Source organism: Wolbachia endosymbiont of Dactylopius coccus, assembly GCF_977011065.1.
The window spans coordinates 1060556-1081608 of sequence record NZ_OZ347065.1 but is presented as its reverse complement, the minus strand read 5'-3'; the positions used below and the strand labels follow the sequence as shown (position 1 = coordinate 1081608).

The 21053-nt window shown below is 33.7% G+C and carries 19 protein-coding genes and 1 pseudogene; 12 read left to right on the top strand and 8 right to left on the bottom strand.

Annotation, left to right across the window (positions count from 1 at the left end; genetic code table 11):
- Positions 1–2 precede the first annotated feature (2 nt).
- The 4 genes from ACWHVF_RS05745 to ACWHVF_RS05730 all read left to right on the top strand — a co-directional run bounded on the left by ACWHVF_RS05745 (position 3) and on the right by ACWHVF_RS05730 (position 6315).
- Positions 3–374 carry a hypothetical protein gene (locus tag ACWHVF_RS05745; RefSeq protein ID WP_064125186.1) on the top strand — a complete coding sequence of 124 codons (372 nt, stop codon included), beginning with the start codon at positions 3–5 and terminating at the stop codon, positions 372–374.
- Between the two features lie 44 nt (positions 375–418).
- Positions 419–2773 (top strand): VirB4 family type IV secretion/conjugal transfer ATPase, encoded by a 2355-nt coding sequence (locus tag ACWHVF_RS05740; RefSeq protein ID WP_064125185.1) that lies wholly within the window; start codon positions 419–421, stop codon positions 2771–2773.
- Positions 2754–5699 (top strand): hypothetical protein, encoded by a 2946-nt coding sequence (locus ACWHVF_RS05735; protein WP_064125184.1) that lies wholly within the window; start codon positions 2754–2756, stop codon positions 5697–5699. Before ACWHVF_RS05740 ends, ACWHVF_RS05735 begins: the two co-directional genes overlap by 20 nt.
- A gap of 112 nt (positions 5700–5811) precedes the next feature.
- Positions 5812–6315 carry a WBM0748 family T4SS-associated protein gene (locus ACWHVF_RS05730; RefSeq protein ID WP_447933247.1) on the top strand — a complete coding sequence of 168 codons (504 nt, stop codon included), beginning with the start codon at positions 5812–5814 and terminating at the stop codon, positions 6313–6315.
- Here the strand turns inward: ACWHVF_RS05730 and ACWHVF_RS05725 are convergent.
- Complete coding sequence (locus ACWHVF_RS05725; RefSeq protein ID WP_064125182.1) at positions 6312–6803, bottom strand: SH3 domain-containing protein; 492 nt, start codon at positions 6801–6803, stop codon at positions 6312–6314. The two genes, ACWHVF_RS05730 and ACWHVF_RS05725, sit on opposite strands and share 4 nt — an antisense overlap.
- Positions 6804–6873: 70 nt before the next feature.
- On the opposite strand from ACWHVF_RS05725, the gene ACWHVF_RS05720 reads away from it, so the two are divergent.
- Positions 6874–8175 (top strand): pyruvate dehydrogenase complex dihydrolipoamide acetyltransferase, encoded by a 1302-nt coding sequence (locus ACWHVF_RS05720; RefSeq protein ID WP_064125181.1) that lies wholly within the window; start codon positions 6874–6876, stop codon positions 8173–8175.
- A gap of 78 nt (positions 8176–8253) precedes the next feature.
- Positions 8254–8877 (top strand): hypothetical protein, encoded by a 624-nt coding sequence (locus ACWHVF_RS05715; protein WP_064125180.1) that lies wholly within the window; start codon positions 8254–8256, stop codon positions 8875–8877.
- Between the two features lie 45 nt (positions 8878–8922).
- Here the strand turns inward: ACWHVF_RS05715 and ACWHVF_RS05710 are convergent, their stop codons facing one another.
- The 3 genes from ACWHVF_RS05710 to recR form a co-directional block, all read right to left on the bottom strand.
- On the bottom strand, positions 8923–10149 hold the full coding sequence (locus tag ACWHVF_RS05710) for a KAP family P-loop NTPase fold protein (RefSeq protein ID WP_064125179.1): 1227 nt from the start codon (positions 10147–10149) through the stop codon (positions 8923–8925).
- A 59-nt stretch (positions 10150–10208) separates the two neighbouring features.
- A complete protein-coding gene (locus tag ACWHVF_RS05705; protein WP_447933246.1) occupies positions 10209–11081 on the bottom strand; it encodes a hypothetical protein in 873 nt (290 codons plus the stop codon).
- Between the two features lie 162 nt (positions 11082–11243).
- On the bottom strand, positions 11244–11831 hold the full coding sequence (gene recR, locus ACWHVF_RS05700; protein ID WP_179945578.1) for a recombination mediator RecR: 588 nt from the start codon (positions 11829–11831) through the stop codon (positions 11244–11246).
- A 1145-nt stretch (positions 11832–12976) separates the two neighbouring features.
- Here recR and ACWHVF_RS05695 point away from each other — a divergent pair.
- The 5 genes from ACWHVF_RS05695 to ACWHVF_RS05675 all read left to right on the top strand — a co-directional run bounded on the left by ACWHVF_RS05695 (position 12977) and on the right by ACWHVF_RS05675 (position 17609).
- Positions 12977–14053: a hypothetical protein gene (locus ACWHVF_RS05695; protein ID WP_447933245.1), complete on the top strand. Its 1077-nt coding sequence runs from the start codon at positions 12977–12979 to the stop codon at positions 14051–14053.
- Between the two features lie 60 nt (positions 14054–14113).
- Entirely contained in the window at positions 14114–15382 is a 1269-nt protein-coding gene (gene proS, locus ACWHVF_RS05690) for a proline--tRNA ligase (RefSeq protein WP_064125213.1), read from the top strand.
- Positions 15379–15750, top strand: coding sequence for a holo-[acyl-carrier-protein] synthase (locus ACWHVF_RS05685; RefSeq protein WP_064125212.1), 372 nt, complete (start codon positions 15379–15381; stop codon positions 15748–15750). The genes proS and ACWHVF_RS05685 overlap by 4 nt, the downstream gene beginning before the upstream one ends.
- An 11-nt stretch (positions 15751–15761) precedes the next feature.
- Positions 15762–15956: a hypothetical protein gene (locus tag ACWHVF_RS05680; RefSeq protein WP_156488203.1), complete on the top strand. Its 195-nt coding sequence runs from the start codon at positions 15762–15764 to the stop codon at positions 15954–15956.
- Positions 15957–16112: 156 nt separating this feature from the next.
- Positions 16113–17609, top strand: a complete 1497-nt coding sequence (locus ACWHVF_RS05675; protein WP_447933244.1) for a proton-conducting transporter transmembrane domain-containing protein — start codon at positions 16113–16115, stop codon at positions 17607–17609.
- A gap of 6 nt (positions 17610–17615) precedes the next feature.
- On the opposite strand, the gene ACWHVF_RS05670 is transcribed toward ACWHVF_RS05675, so the two are convergent.
- From ACWHVF_RS05670 to ACWHVF_RS05655, 4 genes and pseudogenes are all read right to left on the bottom strand, one after another.
- Positions 17616–18266 carry a VirB8/TrbF family protein gene (locus tag ACWHVF_RS05670; protein WP_064125210.1) on the bottom strand — a complete coding sequence of 217 codons (651 nt, stop codon included), beginning with the start codon at positions 18264–18266 and terminating at the stop codon, positions 17616–17618.
- Positions 18267–18324: 58 nt separating this feature from the next.
- Positions 18325–19175, bottom strand: a pseudogene (locus ACWHVF_RS05665) (hypothetical protein).
- A 73-nt stretch (positions 19176–19248) separates the two neighbouring features.
- On the bottom strand, positions 19249–20070 hold the full coding sequence (locus ACWHVF_RS05660; protein ID WP_064125209.1) for a DNA polymerase III subunit delta': 822 nt from the start codon (positions 20068–20070) through the stop codon (positions 19249–19251).
- Between the two features lie 17 nt (positions 20071–20087).
- The gene (locus ACWHVF_RS05655) at positions 20088–20675 is read right to left on the bottom strand and encodes an L-threonylcarbamoyladenylate synthase (RefSeq protein WP_064125208.1); all 588 of its coding nucleotides are present in this window, start codon (positions 20673–20675) and stop codon (positions 20088–20090) included.
- A gap of 110 nt (positions 20676–20785) precedes the next feature.
- Here ACWHVF_RS05655 and ACWHVF_RS05650 point away from each other — a divergent pair, with 110 nt between their 5' ends.
- Positions 20786–20923, top strand: coding sequence for a hypothetical protein (locus tag ACWHVF_RS05650; protein WP_156488202.1), 138 nt, complete (start codon positions 20786–20788; stop codon positions 20921–20923).
- Positions 20924–21053 lie beyond the last annotated feature (130 nt).

The following is a 21053-nucleotide window of genomic DNA, read 5'->3' as shown; positions in this document are numbered from 1 at the left end:
TGATGCGCATTCAATTGAATAAAGTTTTGGTTTTTATAGCCTTATTAAGTTTCATTTTTGCATCATATTCTAGCGAAGCTTCGGTGAGTGATGAATTAAAGGATGTACAAGAAACGGTAAAAGATTTTATTTCTTCATTTTCAATTAAAGAGACTGTAGAAAATATGAGTCCTTCAACAATCATAGGGTTGTGTATGGCTGCAGTGATACTTGCAATAGTGTTTAGAGGTCTGATCTTTTTTATGATAATGTTTGGTGTGTTAGTCATAATGTTTGGTAGCACAGAAAAGGCAACAGACTACTTAAAAGAAAAATTTAACTTTACAAAAGATATAAAATTACAATCCGATAGCGAAAAAAAAGATAAAAATTAAGATAGTATTTTTATCTTTTTTAATTATCTTTATTGAATACGCATATGCAGTTAAAAGTACCAACAGTTAACTCTAAGCTTGAAAAAAAGAACAACTTAGCATTACTAGAAAGGATCGATTTAGATTTTGTTCCTTATGCTTGTCATTACGATGAAGAAACCATACTAACAAAACAGGGAGAATTGTTAAAAATAATCAAGTTAGAAGATTATTCTTCTGTTGATAACTACAGCGACCTCAGAACTGAAATTAGAAAAAGCATATCAAAAAATATTAATAGCCTGTATTTTACCGTTTGGATTCATACCGTTAGAAAGCGCAATAAACTGAGCTTGAAATGGAATAAAACTGAAGACTTCTCTGATAAGCTACATTCAGCGCGGTTTGATAAACTCACTGATAGTAAATTACAGTATATAAATGAACTATACATTGTAATATTGTTTAGCGATTTTGGCAAGCATACTAATAATTCGTTTTTTTTCAATAGAATAAAGAATAAGCATAAGTTGTCTTTACAAGAAAGCCATCAGGAGTTGCAAAAGATAACTGACTTAATTCACGATGATTTAGGACCTTTTGGAGCTAAAAAACTGGGTCTAAGATTTAGTGAAGGTAAAATATATTCTGAAATGATAGAATTTCTCCACTATATTGTTACATTAACGCACAAAGATTATCCAGTACATGAAAGGGACCTGTCGCAATATATTAGAAATTTTAAAATAGCTTTTGGTTTCAATACGTTTCAGACAATCTTTGAAAATCAACAGAAATTTGGCTCTGTTTTCAGCATAAAGGAATACCGAGAAATCTCCTTAGGCAATATAGATAGGTGCTTGCAGCTTGAATCTGAATTTATCATTACAGAAATAATGATATTTACTAGTAATAGTAAGGCAATAAAAGAATTTAATAAACAAATTAACATGCTGCAAATTAGTGAGGATAATACCTTACTTAAAAGCTCAGGAATTGAAGAAATAATAGAGCTTGAAAAGACCTCTAGTATAGACTTCTGCCAACAGAAAATTATTTTTACAATATTTACAGACGATAGGAATAAGTTAGCTGAAAGTATTGGTGATTTATCCTCTATAACGTCATTGATTGGCTTCATGATATTTAGAACTGATCTACATATGGAAAGTCATTTTTGGGCACAACTTCCGGGCAATTTTACCTTTATTACACAACCGAAAAATATATTAGCAAAATATGCTTGCAGTTTTGCTATGCTGCATGATTTTACGTCAGGTACATTAAAAGGAGGAAGGTGGAAAGAAGCGGTAACAGTTTTTTTCTCAAAAGAAGGAAATCCTTACTTCTTTAATTTCCATGGAAAAAGAAATAATGGCCATACTACGATACTTGGAGCTCCAAATTCAGGCAGAACTTCACTCATTAATTTCCTATTATCAGAATCAAGAAAGTTTAACCCAAGAATTGTCATATTGGATAACACTGGAAAGTCGATAATTTTTACTAAAGCAGTGAGTGGTAAATATTATATAATCGATCCGAAGTATAAAGACAAAAGCCTAAAATTTAATCCACTAAACATTGAAGATAGTGCTTCCAATCGCAATATGTTGGTTGAACTGATCAAAAGAATGGTAGCCGATATGAGCTTGGTGGACGTAGAAGAAAAGATAAGAAAAATTGTGGATTCTATATTTGCTATACCCAAGGAGTCACGTTCTATTGCGCAAATTTCTGAGGTGCTTTTGCTCCTCGGGGGTAAAATAAGTAGATGGTGTGAAGGTGGTGAGTTTGCTTACTTATTTCAAGATGGTAATGAATCAGATATTGACTGGGAAACAAAAATTATATCTCTCAACACCGCAAACCTCACAAAACGAAAAGAATGTATGTCCGTGATACTTTACTATTTTTTATATTCTTTTGAGGCAAAATGTGATGGCTCGCCTGCAATACTTGTTTTGGATGAAGCATGGGAGATAAGTAATATCTTTCCTACAGAGAAAGAGTTTGATAACTGGATGCAAAGAATGACGGAACTAAATGTTGTGGTAATCCTAAGTACTGAAAATTTGAATCTCGCATTTGCTAGCAAATTTACTCAATATTTAGATAAACATGTTGATACAAGAATCTTAATGCCGAACGTCAATGCAAATAGATTATACATGAAGGCATTTTCTTTATCAAAAGAGGAGCTGAATATAATTCTGCAGACGCCAACACAGGAAGGTTTATTTTTGATAAAACAGTATAAAGGGTTAGTAACTTTAAATTTAGATTTAAAGAATATGCAAGAAATACATGTACTTTCAGCTAACAAAGAGACTATAAAGTATATGTACGAGGCAATAAAGGAAAAAGGAGAAGAAGTTAATGAGTGGTTACCGGTGTTTTATGAAAAGTGTAAAGCTTAAAGCCAAATTTTTTTTTCTAGTATTAATTTTGCTAATTGCAAGTAATGGATATTCTGATACCTGTGGAAATATACGTTTTCGTACTGAAGCTGAAGCTACAGCTAACAAAACTGGAAAAGGCTTAGCAAATTTCTTTACCTTTAATTGGAACAATCTAGATTTTGATGAAAAGTTATTACAATATATCAGTGTTACAGCAATAAAAAACCAAGGAGTTGGTGGTTATTTCAACCCAAAGATTCAAGTTTGCGACTATGAAGGAGGTAATTGTTATGTATTACCTAATGGAACGTCCTGCCGCCAGATATACGGAACGCAGACGAGCGGGGCTGGAATTTCTGCAGCAGTTTTTATCGACTGGGAAGGAGATACAATATTAGATGATGGAAAAATTAAGGAAGGGATTGCGAAAGGTCTTGGATGGGAGTGGGCAAATGATGTGACTGATGAAGAAAAAAGAAAATTTGCTAATGCCCCTAAGATATGCGCCTGCAGTCAAAAAGCAGCCTGCATGGGGGATTTTTTCTCATATTTTACTAAAATAGGTGAAGGAGCAAATATTTTTCGCCCTGGATATACGGCAAATACCTGTGATACTTGCTATCAGGAAAAAGTAAAATGTGCCCCTGTGCCACTTGCACCTGGCCCGCCTCCACTTTGTGAACAACTTGCGATGTCACCTCCACAAGTTAGAATTGTTCCTATAACAAATGGAGATAATGATTACTTTGATCCTAAGGTTAAGGTAATCATTAGTGATCTGAAAGGAAGAGACGGAGAGATTGGAGAAAAATTAGATTTCCCTAAAGGGTATGGAGAAAATAAACTAGACAAAGATGGCATCACGTACTACTTCAAAACCTATAGAAAAAAGGGCCAGCTCTGCGCTGAATACCTTGGAACTCAAAGTATAGATGAAAAAAATCCACAGTTCGTCCGCTGTTTCCCGGCACCACCTGCTCCAGAGCCTAAAATATTAAGGATAGTGGATGCAAATACATTAGAAATAGAAATGAAGATGAGCGAGAGCACTTGTATTTATAGAGCACATGGAGTCTACAGCAATGGTTTCTGTACTTTTAATGTTAATGCTGGTTCTTTTACAAACATTGGCCCTCTATCTTTAAAAGTAGTACAACCAGCAATAGTAGCAAAAACAACTGATAGTAATAACGAAAAAAGTTATATTGATAATATTATAGAAGGTATATTAGAAAGTAATCCGCAACAATTTAAAGTTCTGAAAGAATATGGCTATGTTCCTGATATTGAAACAGAATGTAAAGAGTTTCAAGGAAATAAATGCAAATTGAACAACTTAGGACAACCAGAAATAGAAGTAAAGTATAAAGAAAATTCTAACAGTAAAATGCTCTGTCTTTCTGGATGGCAGCCAGAACCAGAAGAGTTTGTCCTTAAAAGAGGAGATGAGATAATACCACTAAAATTAATGGGAACAAAATATATTGAATACAATGCTGTTTACTCAAAGGAATCAAATCAGTTCTATTATCTTCCAAGCAAGAAAAGGGAAATAGTTGACCTCTTAAACAGACCTCAAGATAAGTTGGATAAAATAATATTCAATAAACAAGGGTATGTTTTCTTCCCTGACGACAATAAACAGGAAAAGGGGAAATGCAGTTACTGTGTAACAAGAAATGATGAGATAGACGACGCATTTAAATCTAGTAAAGGACTGAAAGTAGTATACAAATTGACGGATGTAGAGCATAAAGAAGGATGCAAGCAAGGTGATGATGGTTGCATCTGCTTTGATGGAAAGTGTAGCCGTTCAAAACAATATTTGAATAAAAATGAAGATGATAAGCCATTCTACTTAAGGTATGAGGAAGTGGATTGTAAAGATAAGGATGGTAAAGTATTAAGAGATGAAAAAAATGAAGTACAAAAGTGCACACAATTAAAAGATCAACCGATTAAAGCAAACAGAACAGAGGTCTTTTACGCTGATAAATTGTGTAGGCTTGACTTGGAAGGTTTAAAAGAGAAAGTAAAAGAAAAATTAAAAGAGAAAAAATTACAAGAGAAATTAAAAGAGATAATCGAGAAAGAACTGGAAAAAAAGAGCGAAAAGTCCCATGATTTTGGAAGTGGAAATCATGATGTGGATGGCTCACAAATAACATCTAGCCGTGTTGAAATAGAAGTGTGGGGATGTGGTGAAGCAGGTCACATAAAAGATACACCCGCTAACTGCAAACGTTATGTAGATGATGCCACCGGGAAGAATGCCTGTTCCACTGAAACTAGAGCAGGAATGCCAGGAGATTATATTAAAGCTAAATTGGAAATTGATCCTGATTATCCTATCATTGACATTGAAGTTTCGGAGGGAGGAGGTAACCAAGAATTTAGATACACAGATAAGGATGGGGGGCCTATTTTTGTAAGAAAGTGTAGTGTAGGCAAACAAGAGTGCAAGGATTTAATCACTATGGGAGGTGGAGGTATCTATAAAATGTATCCGGATAGAGATAATTATACGAATTATACAGATTATACAGATTATACGGAAACAATAATTGATGATAGTGTAGAATTAAAAGACAGAGTCATAATAGTAAGACCGCAGTCTGATGAAGATAATAAAATAGCATATATAGAAAATGGTGAAATCAAGTATGAAACAGTAGAGTGTAGAAGTGGTTTTAGAAGCAGTAAACCTGGTGCAGGTGGTTGCATTGATAAAAGCAAAGGAATTTATGGTAAAGGTTCTGCAGGGCAAGTGAAGGTAACGCCTATTATAAAGGGATTTGACAAAAACATAATAAAGGATGCTATTGAAAAAAAAATAGGAAATCAATATGATCCCGGGGAGGTTAGGGATTTTTCGAGGAGTGAGTTTGACACGAGTTTAACTAAGATGATTGAAGAGGAACTCAAAAAAGAATTGTTAAGGTAAAAAGATATAACTCTGAAAATTATGCTCTTGTTTTAATAATTAATTAAAGTAAAGCATGTAGTAAATGGTGTATCTTAACAAAAAGGTATAACGAATGTAAGGAGGGTACTTTATGTCTCTAAAGAATAAAATTTCTGAGCTAATAGAACAACAATTTAGCATTAAATACCATGACAATTATTTGGCTTACACTATACACAAGTGGGCTGCAAATGAAATATCTAATTCTATTGCTTTTTGCATAATTGGTTGTGGAAATTGCAAGATTGGATATCAAGATGTTGCAAATTCATTCAACATAACAAAAGAAGAATTTGATCAAGGTAATATTGCAAGCATAGAAAGTAAAATAAAAAGTGAAGCTGAAAAATCAGGTAGTGAGTTTCTTAAGTTGATTTCTAGAATGGATCAATCGCTAAGAGAACAAAGTGAAAAGTCTATTGTACAAATTTTAGATTCATCTGCTGAGAAGATGTTACAGAGTTTTTGTGACAGCACTATATGGCAAAATAATTCTCCAGAACCTCAAGAAGTTAGTGCAACTCCTGCTTCATCTGAAGAGTCCGCTACAGAAGGTCCGGAAACTAGTGTTAATCCAGATCCTTTATCAACCTAATCAACCCCATATATATGTTTTTTTTGTACCCATGCTTTACGTTTTGGGGTGGAAAGAAAGCACCATTCTTCGTTACATTTTTCTATTTTCATTACAACGAACTTGTCTATTTTCATAGTAATCTTGCTGTCTACACTCTGTTTTTGATATCCATAAGTATCTTCTTTTATCATTGCGTGGTGCCTATCACTAAGCAGATTGCCTTTTATCCATCCGCAGTCTTCATCTATATCGCAAACCTTTTTCCAGCTCTCAAACTCTTCTATCACTTTCAGGGGCAGATTTTTGCAAGTGTATATCCATTTTACAGGATAGTGAAATCCTGGTCCCGTTCTCATGTTGATTTTATTTGATTTGGTTGAAACAAAGTTATTAGCAAACAAGCTATGGCTAAATAATAAAAACAATAGGATAATAGTACTGAACCAAGATCCCAGTGTCACGCACTGGGATAACGTGAGAGATAGTGTAACAGACTTATTCATCATAATTCACGATTAGATTGACATAAGATAAAGAGTAAATTAAAAATTGAATAGATCTTTAAATGCAAAATCGATGCCTATAGAAATATTAATGCCTGCTCTTTCACCGACAATGAGCAAAACTGGAGGAAAAATTGTCAAGTGGCATAAAAAAGAACAAGACAAAGTTGAAGTAGGCGATGTAATTGCTGAGATAGAGACTGATAAAGCCATAATGGAGTTTGAATCTGTAGATGAAGGAGTTTTAGCAAAAATTTTAGTAACAGAAGGAACAAGTGGCGTGCCTGTAAATCAACCAATAGCTTTAATGCTGGAAGAAGGAGAAGATAGCAGTGTGCTTAATAACTATACCTCAACTTCCATCAATAGTGCAGTTAAAAAGGAAGTGACAAAAAGTGCTGTTGATAATCAAAAATCAGAACACCAAGATTTAAACGGAAAGCCAACAAGTCATTCTTCGGTGTCATTCCAGCGCGTGACGCTGGAATCCAGAAGAAAAGAACCAGTGTCAGCTACTCAGATGACAGAGGGTTATGTAGAAGGTAGAACAAAAATAAGCCCATTAGCTAAGAAAATAGCTCAAAATGAAGGGGTTAATGTGCAGCAATTAAAAGGTACAGGTCCATATGGTCGCATAATTAAGGCTGATGTGTTGGAGTCTTTAAGCAGTGGTACACGCACTGGAAGTCCTGAGGAAAATACAATAGTTGAAGTAAGTAATATGCGCCAAGTGATAGCACAGCGCTTAACTGAATCCAAACAGAATGTTCCACATTTTTATTTAACTGTAGACTGCCGAGTTGATAAGTTAATATCGCTCAAAAATGAGATTAACTCAGCAGATGAAAACAATAAAGTAACAATTAATGACTTAATTATAAAAGCTGTGGCTTTTAGCATGAAAAAATTTCCTGATATAAATTCTTCGTGGATAGATAATAAAATACTGAGATATTCAAATATAGATATTTCAATTGCCGTGGCACTTGAAGATGGATTAATTACTCCTATAGTGAAAAACGCTGATAAAAAGGGTATTTTATCTATATCAAAAGAAGTGAAAGATTTAGTAAGCAGAGCAAGATCTGGAAAATTGAAACCTGAAGAGTTTCAAGGAGGAGGGTTTACTATTTCTAATTTAGGTATGTTTGGTATAAAAGCCTTCAGTGCTATAATCAATCCGCCGCAATCCTGCATAATGGCAGTTGGTGCATCCAAAAAACAACCAATTGTTATGAATGAGAAAATAGAGATAGCAGAAATAATGACAGTAACACTTTCTGTTGACCATAGAGCAGTTGATGGAGCACTCGGAGCAAAATTTTTAAACGCCTTTAAGCATTATATAGAGAGTCCTCTGGCGATGCTTATTTGAAACCTATTAGCATCGTTATTATAAAATTAATACTCTCAATTTATACTTTTATTAGTTAATAGGTTTAGAGGTAAAAAAATGAATAATACAGTAGAAAAAAATAATTCAAAAAATTTTCCTAAAAATGAAAACTCAAAAGGTATGGTTGCTCCACCTGTTCCTCCGAAATCTTCCCAAGCTAAATTTGCTGGAATAAAAGCGATTTTTGAGCGAAATGCATCTCATTCCCAAGCAAATGATAGCAATAAAACAGTAAGTAGCAATCTTGGAAGAACATTTGGCCCAACAATGCAAAAACTCATGAAAGACAATATTCATAGCACTCCTAACAAACAACGCCGTGATTCAGGGGATAGTGGTGTTAGTGATGTTAGTAGCAGCACTCTTGATAAAAAAGCTAAAGCTTATAATCCACTTGATTGGAATCCAATCTATCAAGGTAAAAAGCGTTTTAGTTTAGACAATATGTCGAGTAATTCGTCTTCATGTAGTGAAAAAAGCAATATTTCAGATATAAGCGATAAGTCTCACAACTCAAGCATTGTCAGATGTAATATTACTAGGAGTAACAGTAAGGAAGACATTCGTAAACCTGATGCTTCACATAATGACAAATCTACAGGCAAAAAATTATCTAATGTCAATGTAAGCGAATTAATCAGAAAATTTGAACAAGATAATAACATAGTAAAAAGGCGTTAATCAAATGTTACCCTATCTTTGTATATGCAAAGGTAGGGTATCTTTTCAAAATATTATATTCTTTATAGCTTTGTTAATTTTTGACTTCTTCTCTGCAAAGGCAGTTTCTAGAGAAATTTTAAGTCTTTCCCATTCTTCTTGACCATTTATTTGAGCCAAAATTAGAGACTTATACTCACTCTCAATCTTCTCCAGCGCTTTTTGATACAATAAATCTAATTCTTCATATATATCAATATTTATCGATTGCAGTATTACCAAAAATGAAAACAAATTCGGATCAGGTAATTCTTCCTTTATATAATTCAGAAGACATAGTTTTATTTTTTTTGCGCAATATTCTATTGTTTTCAGCGATAGTGATAGGCTTTCTGCATAAAATATAAAACTATCTATAATTAAACTTTTTGATTTTTTCGGCAATTTAATATTTTGAAACAGTTCTTTTGTAAATTTTTCTATCGGTTGTTTTGGTAAATGTAAAAAGAGATCAGTAAAAGATTTTAGATCAAAATTTGGTCCAAGTATCGTGCTAATGGCTTTATGCATATTGCTCTTATCTTTACTGACAGAAATAATGAAAACCAGCCCCTCCACATCAAGCATGTACTTTATAGATTCCAAAAAATCAACGATAAATTTAGGACGGCACACATCAAGATTATCCACCATTATATAAATGTTTTTGTCTTTTCTGATTTTATTAACCACATCCGCTAACTGTGTTTTAAAATCTCTAGTACTCTCTTTTCTTCTTTGGAGAAGACTTAATTCACTCAAGACAAAACCTATGTCTTTTTTATCAGCCTCTTTTGCAGCATCAAGAAATACTGAAAGCATAGCAAGTGGAGATTTACTGATCAGCTTTCCTAGTGTGTTTAGAGAAAATAGCTCTTGGTTTATGTTCTTGAACTGTTGTATAACACTTCTTTTTACTTTATACGATACAAATAAATCTTCAAATAGGAAATTTAAAAAAGAAGGAAGCGGTTGATCCAGTGCATTGATATCCCATGCGTTATAGTAAGCTGCGATTTCATTTTGCTGTTTTAACTCTTTTACCCATTCTTTCAAAAAAAACGTCTTGCCCCATCCATCATATCCTTCCAAAGATATTATTGTAAAAGACTGATCAATCGTTTTAATTATAGTGTTGAATTTGCCTGAAAATTGCTTATAGCCAAGATAGTCATTCTCCCACACCACCTCGGGTAGTGGTGCTGCTTCTTTCTTTTTAAATGTTATCCATGATATAAGTTTTTTTAAGCACATAAGACTCTTACACTATATTTTATTATAGTATTTTATAAATTAAGAGCCCAAACAATCATTTACTTAAATAATCCATAATTTTCTATCACTGCATGAATGGAAAGGTTCTTCAAGCTGCTTTTGGGACTATATTGAATATCTATGCCGGTTAATTCTTTTACCCTTCCTTCTATATCTTCTGTTAACCTTTCTGCTAAATCATGTACATTGCCAGAACTTATCATTTGCATAACAGAAAATTTCCCATTTGAAATATACTGCTTCTCTATAAGTGGGGATATTTTAATTATCCCATCTAGGCTCTCACGAATGTTTATTGATAAATTACCTTCTTCTTGAAGTAGATATAACTTTTTTATCATCTCAGCTCTATTACCAGAGTGATTCTTTACAAGATCCTCTAATATTTTTCTATGTTCACCTATAGGCACATGAACATACATTAGCCATAAAAGAAGAACTAAGTCCGTATTATCTTTTGTTATCTCCTTTATTTTATTTGCCTGAAAGATTGCATAAGTATAAGGATCTTTGCCATCATAAGAATAACTAAACCTCGATACCCCCGACCTAATTTGATCATCAATTCTTACTCGAATCACATTTTTCAGATTTTCAATAGATCTATGCTCTTGTTCCATTACTTTAAACATTTTTGAAGAATCTATTTTTGGGACATATGGGTCATATTTGATTTCAAATTTAGGTCCAATATTCATCAGATCTCTTTTTAGGTCATATTTGATTTCAAGTTCAGGCTCAATATTTATCAGATCTTTTTTAACCAGATGATCTTCTATTATATATCCAATTCGTTTACTATCTGCGTATTCTTTGTTAAATAGCGCAATGAAATCAAGAGCGATTGATCTTGATTTTTTGATTAACCAATTATAAGTATAACGTACTCCATCTAGTGCAAAAGTTAACATAACTCCTCATTTTAAAACACTATGTTTTGAGTGTACAATATTTTCAATTAGTAAAGCAAGTTTTTAGGCTGAAGTATGTCACTAAAATTTAGTATTTTATAAGTAGTGGTAGTATGATAAAAAACTTATAGCTTGCTAAAAAAAATGGAATGACTGTGATAATTATTTAATATCCTGTCTTGAAGTGAGAGCTGCTTTTAACGTTCCTTCATCTAGATAATCAATTTCTCCGCCCATTGGTATGCCGCAAGCAAGACGTGATATTTTCACATTCAAGTTTTTTAGCAATTGAGTTATATATTGTGCAGTAACTTGGCCCTCTAATGTTGGATTAATTGCGATAATTATCTCTTCAATTTTAGACTCCGTCACTCTTTTCAGAATAGTATCAAGGTTGAGTTCTTTTGGACCTATGCCATTTATCGCAGACAACCTGCCACCCAAAACATGGTATAAACCTGAATATATATTTCCTTTTTCAAACGCCCATAGATCACCCAATTCTTCTACTACACACAGTAACTTAGCGTCACGTTTTGGGTTAGTACAAATAGAACAAGGTGATTTAGTATCTAGATTTCCGCAAACCTCACACTCTATTATAAGATCTGCTAGCTCTTTAATCAAAGATGCAAGTGGTAGCATAACTTTCTCTTTGTTTTGGAGTAAATGTATAACCAACCTGCGTGATGATGATGGTCCTAAACTTGGCAATTTAGAAAAAGCATGAACTAGATTCTTTATGTTAATGTTCATTCAATAAATTCAGAATAGTTCATCAAATGGTAACATCAAACCCTTTGTAAAGAAAGTGGTAAGTTTCTCTTGATCCACTTTGATTAGCTATAGAAAAAATTTTTTACTCTAATGCAAAAAATTACTTCCGCACACTTAAAGCCTGATTACAATAGACTTCTTGCATAACCATATAACATTGGGAATAGAAACGAAAAACTTCCTTGACAAACTCCGCCAGCCCCCTTATCATGACAGTGAAGCTATATTATTTAACTTCCCAATCTGTACAGATTAAAACGACAAGAAGACTTGTATTTGGCGTACTATTGTTTAATTTTTGCACTATGTGCATACTATGTCTTTATAAAAATTTTGGGTTTTTACCCACATAAGCTGAAAAGCGCTTATAAAGCGTTTAAGACATCACCCAACGTCAAATTTTAAAATTAAAGAGTGGAATAACTAGCTACTCCGGGGGTTCTTTGTCTTTTTTTTCTGCCTGGTAAATTTCTTAAATATTAAAGCTAAGGTTAGTTGCCGTTTAAAAGCAGCTAAATTGCAGCGTTTAAGACTTAAAAAACGCCAATATTTTGAAGTACATATAAATAACTAGTCACCAACGGGGCTTCTTTTGCCTTTTTTTTCGTTTGGTGAATTTCTTAATGTTTGTAGCTAACATGAACAAACATTTGAGAGTAACTTCTGCTAGTAGGGTGTCATCCGAGTAGCTGACACTGGGATCCAGCTTTCCTTATAAATTCACCAAAAGTGCTTCATTCTATAACGCAAAACCCATACTCACCAAACCCAATGCATTACTTGCAACTAAGTTTCCTGGATCCAAGTAGTCAGGGCACTGGGATGACAAAAAAGGGGCTACTCGGATGACACCATTCTTTTTCCTGGATCCAAGTAGTCAGCTACTTGAATGACATCATAGGGGCACTGGGATGACATCATAGGGGCGCTGGCCTGACAATCGTCATCCCGCTACGTGTTAGCTATACCTTTTTTCTACTTAGTTTGGATTATGCAAGAAGTCTATTATTGCTGGTTGTATATTATTCAAATTGTAACTTTATTTTTCATAATTTATTATTGACAGAAATTATTAATTGGGTTATTATTAAATTATCGTTAACAAATGAGGTAAAAAAATGATGACATCCAATAGTTCCCCATTGCTAAAAGATAGTCAGAAAACTAAGGGGATTATATGGAAACCTTTAATTGCTATTTCATCATTATCTATATTTAGTTTCATATCTGGTCAATATCTTCCTTATGTTATTGTAGCAGTTTCTGGTTCTGGTGCCATTGTAGCAGTTCCTTTAGCAATTTTTGCTGTTTCTACGGTTGTTGCATTGATTTCAACAATATATCTCATTAGACTAGCCGTTTCTAGAGCTGACAATAAGAAAGAAGTAGGTCTTAATGGACAGAAATTCGGCCATACTCCATCTCAAGAACCACAAAAATTTGTGTGTGAAAATTGTACTAATCTGGAGAATAAATCAAGTGTGCCTACTCCTACACCGCCTCCAGTAACATTGGGTACACAACCAAGTGTCAGTGCTCCGCCACCCCCTCCTCCTGAGCCAACTCCTAAGCAATTGAATCAAGCAAGTGTTGCTGTTCAAAAAAATAGTGCTAATACTACTGGTGAAAAATCTCCTGCTGGTACTACACAAAAAAGCACTACTACTAAAAAATCAACACCCCCGGGAGGTGGCAAGCAACAAAAAACTTTGATCGATGAGTTGTCCGAAAAGCTCAAAAGCCGAAGGAAAGGAATTTCTGGAAAGCAAGAGGACGACGTACAACAGCCAAATAACTTGCCAGGAGTGTTTGGTGAAATATCAAATATGATCTTACCACCACGGAGTCGTAGTAATAGTGTGTCAAGTAATAGCAGTGAAGAGTCTGAACAGGATTGGAGCGATGAAAAAAATGAGTGTTCAAAACCCCAATCGTTCCATAAAGAAAGAAGCGAGAGTCCTGACAGTGGTAATATATCTGGTGATGATGTACACTCTAAACTCACGTCTCCGTTACCTCCTGAACCAAAGGCAGAGAAGCCACTGATATCGCCTAAGCCTGTTAATTTAAAAACGAAATCTGAAGCTCCTCCTGCAACAACAGTGACTGAAGTGAAAAACTCATCTACTCGTTCTGTTAAGGGTCTCACGGAGATGTTTAACAATTTGGGGGGTAGCCCGGTCTTCTCTTCTTAAAATAAGTTTACCTACAGGTCTGATTGTATTAAGATTGTTTAATGCAATCAGATCTATTATATGCGTTTATCCAAATATTATTTGCCAACTCTAAAGGAAAAGCCTACCCATGCTAAAATTATCTCCCATCAATATTCTTTACGTGTAGGTTTAATAAAGCAGATAGCATCTGGCATCTATACGTGGTTACCACTTGGTCTGCGCGTGCTTAAAAATATTGAAGACATCATCAGAGATGAAATGGATAAATCTGGTGCAATTGAAGTGTTAATGCCTTGTGTGCAACCGGCAAGTCTTTGGCGAGAATCGGGACGCTATGATGATTACGGTAAGGAAATGTTGCGTATAAAGGATAGGCATGAGGAAGATATGCTTTTCGGGCCAACGCACGAGGAGGTAGCAACTGATCTAATTAGAGATGTGGTAAAAAGTTACAAAGATTTACCACTTTGTTTGTATCATATCCAGTGGAAATTCCGTGATGAGGTAAGACCACGTTATGGTGTTATGAGGGGTAGGGAATTTTTGATGAAGGATGCATACAGTTTTGATGTAGATTACGAAGGTGCACTGAATTCATATAATTTGATGTACAAAACTTACATAAAAATCTTCAAACGCATGGGACTTACTCCAATTGGAGTTCGAGCTGATACGGGGCCAATTGGAGGAAATTTGAGTCACGAGTTTCATATATTGGCAAACACTGGTGAGAGCACTTTATATTATGACAATAAATTTTCTGAACTACTAGAGAGTGAAGATGTTGAAAGTTTAAAGAGTATATACGCAGTTGCAGACGATATGCATGATCCTAAAAGTTGCCTTGTGCCGCAAGAACAGTTAAATGTTAGTAAAGGTATTGAGATAGGACATATCTTTTATTTTGGTGATAAATATTCGAAGCCTATGAAGGCAAGTGTTACTTCTCAAGATGGAAAAAATGTCAATATACATATGGGTTCGTATGGCATTGGGGTTTCAAGACTTGTTGGAGCAATAATAGAAGCTTTTCATGATGATAAAGGAATTATCTGGCCAGAGGCAGTAGCTCCTTTTAGAATTGGTTTAATCAATTTACAACCGAAAGTACCGGAGGCTGCAGATAAAATATACAAAGCTTTGAAGAGCGATGAAGTGCTTTACGATGATACGGAAGGGAGTGTAGGAGTAAAATTTTCTAGAATGGATCTGATAGGCTTGCCGTGGCAAATAATTGTCGGAAAGAAAGCAGTAAGTGAAAATATAGTTGAAGTAAAAAATAGAGCAACTGGCGAGGTAAAGGAAATGCAGATTGAAGAAGCAATAAATCACTTTAGCGCAAAATGATACACGGTATCGGCACTGACATAGTATATATACCAAGAATATTGAGAATATTACAAAAATACGGGGAAAAATTTCTCAATAGAATCTACACTGAAAAAGAAATAGAGCTAAGTAGAAAGTATAATAGTCAAGAAATGCGAGCAAGGTATTTTGCTAAACGTTTTGCAGCAAAAGAAGCTTTTATTAAAGCACTAGGCAGTGGTCAGGGCATTACAATGAAAGGTATAGAAATATACAGCGATGTAAGAGGAAAACCATATATTGCTGTCAGAAAGGATTTTATCTCCAAAATTCATCTTTCTCTAAGTGACGATGGAGATTACGCTACTGCATTTGTTGTAATTTGCGTCTATAGCTCACACAGATAAAGTTTACTCTTTTGTCATCCTATGGCTTACTGTATGAACATTCATTTTTAAAGGTAAACTGCACAGCAAATGGTCAGTGCTTGACACTGTCCTCCTTTGTCATCCCAGTGCCCAGACACTGGCTTTCTGCAATCTCATCGAAAACGTTTTTCTATGCTAGTTTACAAGCAAACTTTCCTGGATCCCAGTGTCAAGCACTGGGATGACATCTTTGTTGTGTTTAACAAAAACAAATGTTCGTACAGTTGTGGAATGAATCGCGGTATAGCTATAGCATACACAAACAACTAGTTTACCAAAAAACCATAGCGGTTTTTTTACGATTTGAGTATAATTCTAGCTTTACCTAAGCAGAAAATTTAATGGACTATATCTTAATGTATCTTTCCTTACCATTTTCAATTACCGAGAATTATTTATTAATTACTGCGTTGATTCCACTTTTAAATGCGTTAGCTATTTTTCTTACTGGTAAATGGCCCAGAGTGAACAATAGTATCACTGTCACTTCTTCTGTACTTCTGTTTACGTATACGTGCCTGTGCACTTTATATTGGGTATATGGCGATTATTCTCAATTTATTCTCATGGATTTTGGTAATAATTTGCATATTAGTTTAAAGCTAGAATCTACTGGAGTAGTGTTCAGTTTATTAATATCGTTTTTATGGATACTAACCAGTATATATGCAATATGTTATATGCAGAATAACTATGCTGATAGCAATCACTCAAGTTTTCTATGCTTTTTTTCAATATCGATTAGCTGTGCAATGTTTATTGCTTTTTCTGGAGATTTGCTCACTACATTTGTCTTTTATGAGCTTCTAACTATTAGTACATACCCTCTGGTTACTTACAACTCAACAAATGAATCAATGATTGCAGGACGCTATTACTTTGGCGTGCTATTTTTCTCTTCTTTGATATTATTTTTTCCTGCAATAGGCCTTTTATATAATGAATTTCATACTTTAGACTTTGTAAGTGGTGGAATATTCAAATTTGATACTTCACTCATCACTTTCATTGCAGTGTGTTTTGCTATGCTGATTTATGGAATAGGAAAAGCTGCATTAATGCCAATGCATTTTTGGTTACCAAAAGCAATGGTTGCACCAACTCCTGTAAGCGCACTACTGCATGCTGTTGCTGTTGTGAAATCCGGAGTTTTCATCATCATAAAAGTTATATTATACACTTTCGGCGTCGATAACATGCAACGTTTTGCGCAGCAAAATTGGTTTGCTGGAGGGTGGCTTCCGTACGCTGCTGGATTTACTATTATTACTGCATCATTGATTGCATTAAAGCAAAAAGAATTAAAGAAATTGCTTGCTTACTCTACCATCTCTCAATTGTCGTATATTATATTATTTGCTTCAATTTTTAGTGAGCTCAGCATGAGGGTTGCAATTTTTCAATTAGTTTGCCACGCATTTGCAAAAATCACTTTGTTTTTCGTTGCCGGAGCAATAATAACGAGAGCAAGTGAGAAATATATAGATAAGATTTACGGTATAGGACGCAGTATGCCAATTAGCATGACAGCATTTACTATAGGTGCATTGTCTATGGTAGGAGTGCCGCCTGCTCCGACTTTTTGGGGTAAATTTCTCATTTTTCAAGCTGTTTTCAACTCTGGCAATGTAATACTTTCTGTGTTTGTAACTCTAGTGTTAATTGTTAGCACTATACTTAACGCTCTGTACTTTTTACCGATAATTTACAATGCCTTTTTCTTAAAACCTTCTCAGAATTACTTTATTAAAAAAACGCCAATTCTTCTAGTTTTACCTCCAGTTATTACTGCTACATGCACTTTAGTTATTTTTTTTAGCTACCAAGTAATATTTTGAATGTGATCATCTATATTTATAACCATTAACAATAAATTTAAATGGTATTATACCAGCCAGAGTTGCTTTTATATTCGACAAAGTGAAGCTAATCTCCACAGTATCCTCCTTATTTTGCGCAGTTGTAAAAATTACAGTAGCATTTCCAGCAAATGTAACTAGGTCCTTGATCGATCGGTCAATAAATAACTTTATTACATTTACGTTAACGCTCTTTTTTTTAGATGAAACAGCTTCACTATTCATTTTTTCCTGAAAGCCTTGATAGACTTTATGTATAGAATTGTTTCTTATAAAATTTTCTTGGTACTTTGGTTCAACGATATTAATGGACTCATATATTTCAATATATTTACTTATTAAGTACCTTGCTGTGGAAGTGTATTCATCTTCCTTTTTACTGAAACTAAGCTTATGCATTGCAGAGAACTCATCTTCTGTGTGGTTCATGTACTTCACAAAATTTAAATCTTTTTTAACAGGAAATAACAGGTATATGTTTAATACTAATAAACATAAGCATACTAGGAGAAGCGATACTATTAATGCCATCCAAGATCTTTCTGCTGCACAAAACAGATATCTATGGCAGTACCATTCGACTGCTTTACTGAAATAACTTTTGTTTTTTACTGATTCAAGCAATTTATCTTCCATAACACAATGCTACCAAACCCAATTATAATAACAACAAGATTAGATATTCTAAAAAACTTTAAAATATGTCTAAATTTTCCAAAATAGGATGAATGATTATATCACCTTGTTCCGCAATAAGGTAGAATTTGTCGATTTTGCTCACATCTATATTTATCATTTTTACACTGAAATTTTCAGGATTGTAAATATTACTTTCAGCACTTTATTTATCATTTTTACACTGAAATTTTCAGGATTGTAAATATTACTTTCAGCACTTTTGTGATAATTATAATAATGTAATTTATTTTGATCATCAAAATAACCAAATTCATCAGCGAGGGTTCCCACTTTGCTACCTTTACCATCTTTGACTAGCCTAAATAGATCAATTGCATGGTTTTGAGATCCAGGCTCAATAGGCCCTTCTGCAGCAAAAAACTTAGGTGCATGACCAACGTATTCCTTAAATTTTAGATTATGAGTCTTTTTTACACTACCAAAATCCACAAACTTATATTCATCTGAAACGCCAGAATATTGTGGATCATACTTTTTATATTCAAAAAACTCATTACCTAAAAAATTACAAAACGTTAATTTATAATTATCATGATCGGATTTAACGACTTTAAGGTAATGAAAATCTCTAGGAATCTTTACTTCCTCTTCCGTAATATGATTACGTACAACAAGTTCATCATTTAGCATATGATAGCCAATTTTTGGCAAAGTAGCTATATTGATTGTCTTGTTTAGCTTAAAATTTGCTTCATAAATGCCACTTAACAACTCCTTTCCTTTTTCTAAGGTGACGTCCTGGTCTAAAGCTATATTCTTGATTGAACTTAATTCTTTCTGCATGTTTAGTATGGCTTTCGTCAAAACTTCTATTGATTGCCATACAGTTAATTTATTATCAGTCAAATTATATACTTCGAGTATTAAATTAACAGAATTTTATCATGAATTTATGTTAAAAGTATTATACTTCGTAAACTTATGTCATGATATTAACTACATTAGCTAAAACATGCTTTTTATCTAAGTGGAGTTGCTTTGCGGCAACGAAAAGTTTATCTATTTTTTTCCACTGACTTAGTAAAATTTCAACACCATTTACCTCTCTCTTTATGCTTTCTAAAATGAAGGCCTGAATTATATATGATGCTAGTTCTAGTTCGATTTCGCTATTAATTACTTTATTAATCATATTGGGATTCTTTAAATCATGAAGAAATTTATAAAAGCATTTGTATGCTTCATAAGCATCACTACTTATTGCATTTATTATCATTCCTGGCATTCCAGGAAATAAAGTAATCATTTCATCAAACGTTTGATCATCAAACTTACATTGAGATGAAGCAACTTGCTTTGTTTCATCATAAGTTAATGGGAGTAAATTCAACTGAAAACACCTACACCAGATAGTGGTTTGTATATCATATGGCTTATGGCTAATTATAAATATCTTAGAATTTTTTGGCGGCTCTTCTAATATTTTCAATATTGCGTTTTTAGCGTTATTAGTCATTGCCTCTAAGCTATCTATTATAGCTATTTTGTGTTCTGATTGAATGGGACTTAAGTGTAGAAAGTTTTTCATTTCTCTGACTTTTTCTATTCCGATAGTATCACCTTCAATAATGTGTAAGTCCAATGCTGCTACGTCATAGTTTTTTGTAAGAAACCAATTGGAGAAGGATTTTGCAAATGTTGCTTTTCCTATACCTTTTTTACCACAGATCAGCCAAGACTGAACAGATAAGTTGTTCATTAATTTTTTTTTGGCCTGGTTGTGACCTATTACTCTTTTCATTTTTTCTCCTATAGATCTTAGTTTGAAAATGCATTGTTTACTGTTTGTAATAAAATTGCACCTTCCCTTAAAACCTTAATCTTATCTTCGGTTAAGTCAATAATAGTAGATTCTATACCAGAAACTAATTCGTCATCTTCAATCACTACAGATAAATGTTGCTTAATGGATTGTGGTATATCGTTTGCCTTACATACACTTTTTTCTCCTGAAATATTTATACTAGTTGCAACTATTGGAACTTTCAGTTTATTTAATATTGAAATTGCAATAGGATGCTCAGGGATTCTGATACCTATACTATCTTTAAAGAATTCGTTTGGCAATATGTTGTTGTTTTTAAGTGGTAAAATGTAGGTAATTGGTCCAGGAGAAAAGTGGTTTATTAAATCAATATATCTTTCCTTTACCTTTGCTATTTTTGTCAAATTGTAAATATCACTAACAAATATAGACAGTGGTTTATTTTGAGAGCGTTTCTTTATCTGATATATTTTTCCTATAGATTCATTATCTAGTGCATTACAAGCAAGAGCATACACTGTTTCTGTTGGAAAACACACTAACAAGTTGTTCTGTATTGCATTTATTATTTTAGATACCATATAGCTCAAAACTTATTTATAACAACTAGATCAGTTTTGTTGCATTGTATCTTATATAGTAACTGCTAGTTTGTATCCGTTCAGGATAGCGGCAAGACCATAGAGTAAAAGTGAGTTTACAACAAATGGTGTCATCCCAGTGCTTGACACTGGGATCCAGGAATTTTATTAAGTATAAAAGTAGCCGTTTTATGTTAAAATACAACATTTTGATGATTATGAAAAAGCTGGATTCCAGACTGGAATGACATCGTTTACTATGTACCATATTGCAATGTTCGTACAGCTGTGTGTCACGCACTTTGCTTCAATATTTGCACATTAGCCACTCCTCTAAACAGATACGCTAGTTTTTGTGAATATAATACAACGCAGCTT

Excerpts from the sequence above, each read along its gene's own strand:
- ACWHVF_RS05745 (WP_064125186.1), top strand. The coding sequence starts at position 3 with ATGCGCATTCAATTGAATAAAGTTTTGGTTTTTATAGCCTTATTAAGT.
- ACWHVF_RS05740 (WP_064125185.1), top strand. The coding sequence starts at position 419 with ATGCAGTTAAAAGTACCAACAGTTAACTCTAAGCTTGAAAAAAAGAAC.
- ACWHVF_RS05735 (WP_064125184.1), top strand. The coding sequence starts at position 2,754 with ATGAAAAGTGTAAAGCTTAAAGCCAAATTTTTTTTTCTAGTATTAATT.
- ACWHVF_RS05730 (WP_447933247.1), top strand. The coding sequence starts at position 5,812 with ATGTCTCTAAAGAATAAAATTTCTGAGCTAATAGAACAACAATTTAGC.
- ACWHVF_RS05725 (WP_064125182.1), bottom strand. The coding sequence starts at position 6,803 with ATGATGAATAAGTCTGTTACACTATCTCTCACGTTATCCCAGTGCGTG.
- ACWHVF_RS05720 (WP_064125181.1), top strand. The coding sequence starts at position 6,874 with ATGCCTATAGAAATATTAATGCCTGCTCTTTCACCGACAATGAGCAAA.
- ACWHVF_RS05715 (WP_064125180.1), top strand. The coding sequence starts at position 8,254 with ATGAATAATACAGTAGAAAAAAATAATTCAAAAAATTTTCCTAAAAAT.
- ACWHVF_RS05710 (WP_064125179.1), bottom strand. The coding sequence starts at position 10,149 with ATGTGCTTAAAAAAACTTATATCATGGATAACATTTAAAAAGAAAGAA.
- ACWHVF_RS05705 (WP_447933246.1), bottom strand. The coding sequence starts at position 11,081 with ATGTTAACTTTTGCACTAGATGGAGTACGTTATACTTATAATTGGTTA.
- ACWHVF_RS05695 (WP_447933245.1), top strand. The coding sequence starts at position 12,977 with ATGATGACATCCAATAGTTCCCCATTGCTAAAAGATAGTCAGAAAACT.
- proS (WP_064125213.1), top strand. The coding sequence starts at position 14,114 with ATGCGTTTATCCAAATATTATTTGCCAACTCTAAAGGAAAAGCCTACC.
- ACWHVF_RS05685 (WP_064125212.1), top strand. The coding sequence starts at position 15,379 with ATGATACACGGTATCGGCACTGACATAGTATATATACCAAGAATATTG.
- ACWHVF_RS05675 (WP_447933244.1), top strand. The coding sequence starts at position 16,113 with ATGGACTATATCTTAATGTATCTTTCCTTACCATTTTCAATTACCGAG.
- ACWHVF_RS05670 (WP_064125210.1), bottom strand. The coding sequence starts at position 18,266 with ATGGAAGATAAATTGCTTGAATCAGTAAAAAACAAAAGTTATTTCAGT.
- ACWHVF_RS05660 (WP_064125209.1), bottom strand. The coding sequence starts at position 20,070 with ATGAAAAGAGTAATAGGTCACAACCAGGCCAAAAAAAAATTAATGAAC.
- ACWHVF_RS05655 (WP_064125208.1), bottom strand. The coding sequence starts at position 20,675 with ATGGTATCTAAAATAATAAATGCAATACAGAACAACTTGTTAGTGTGT.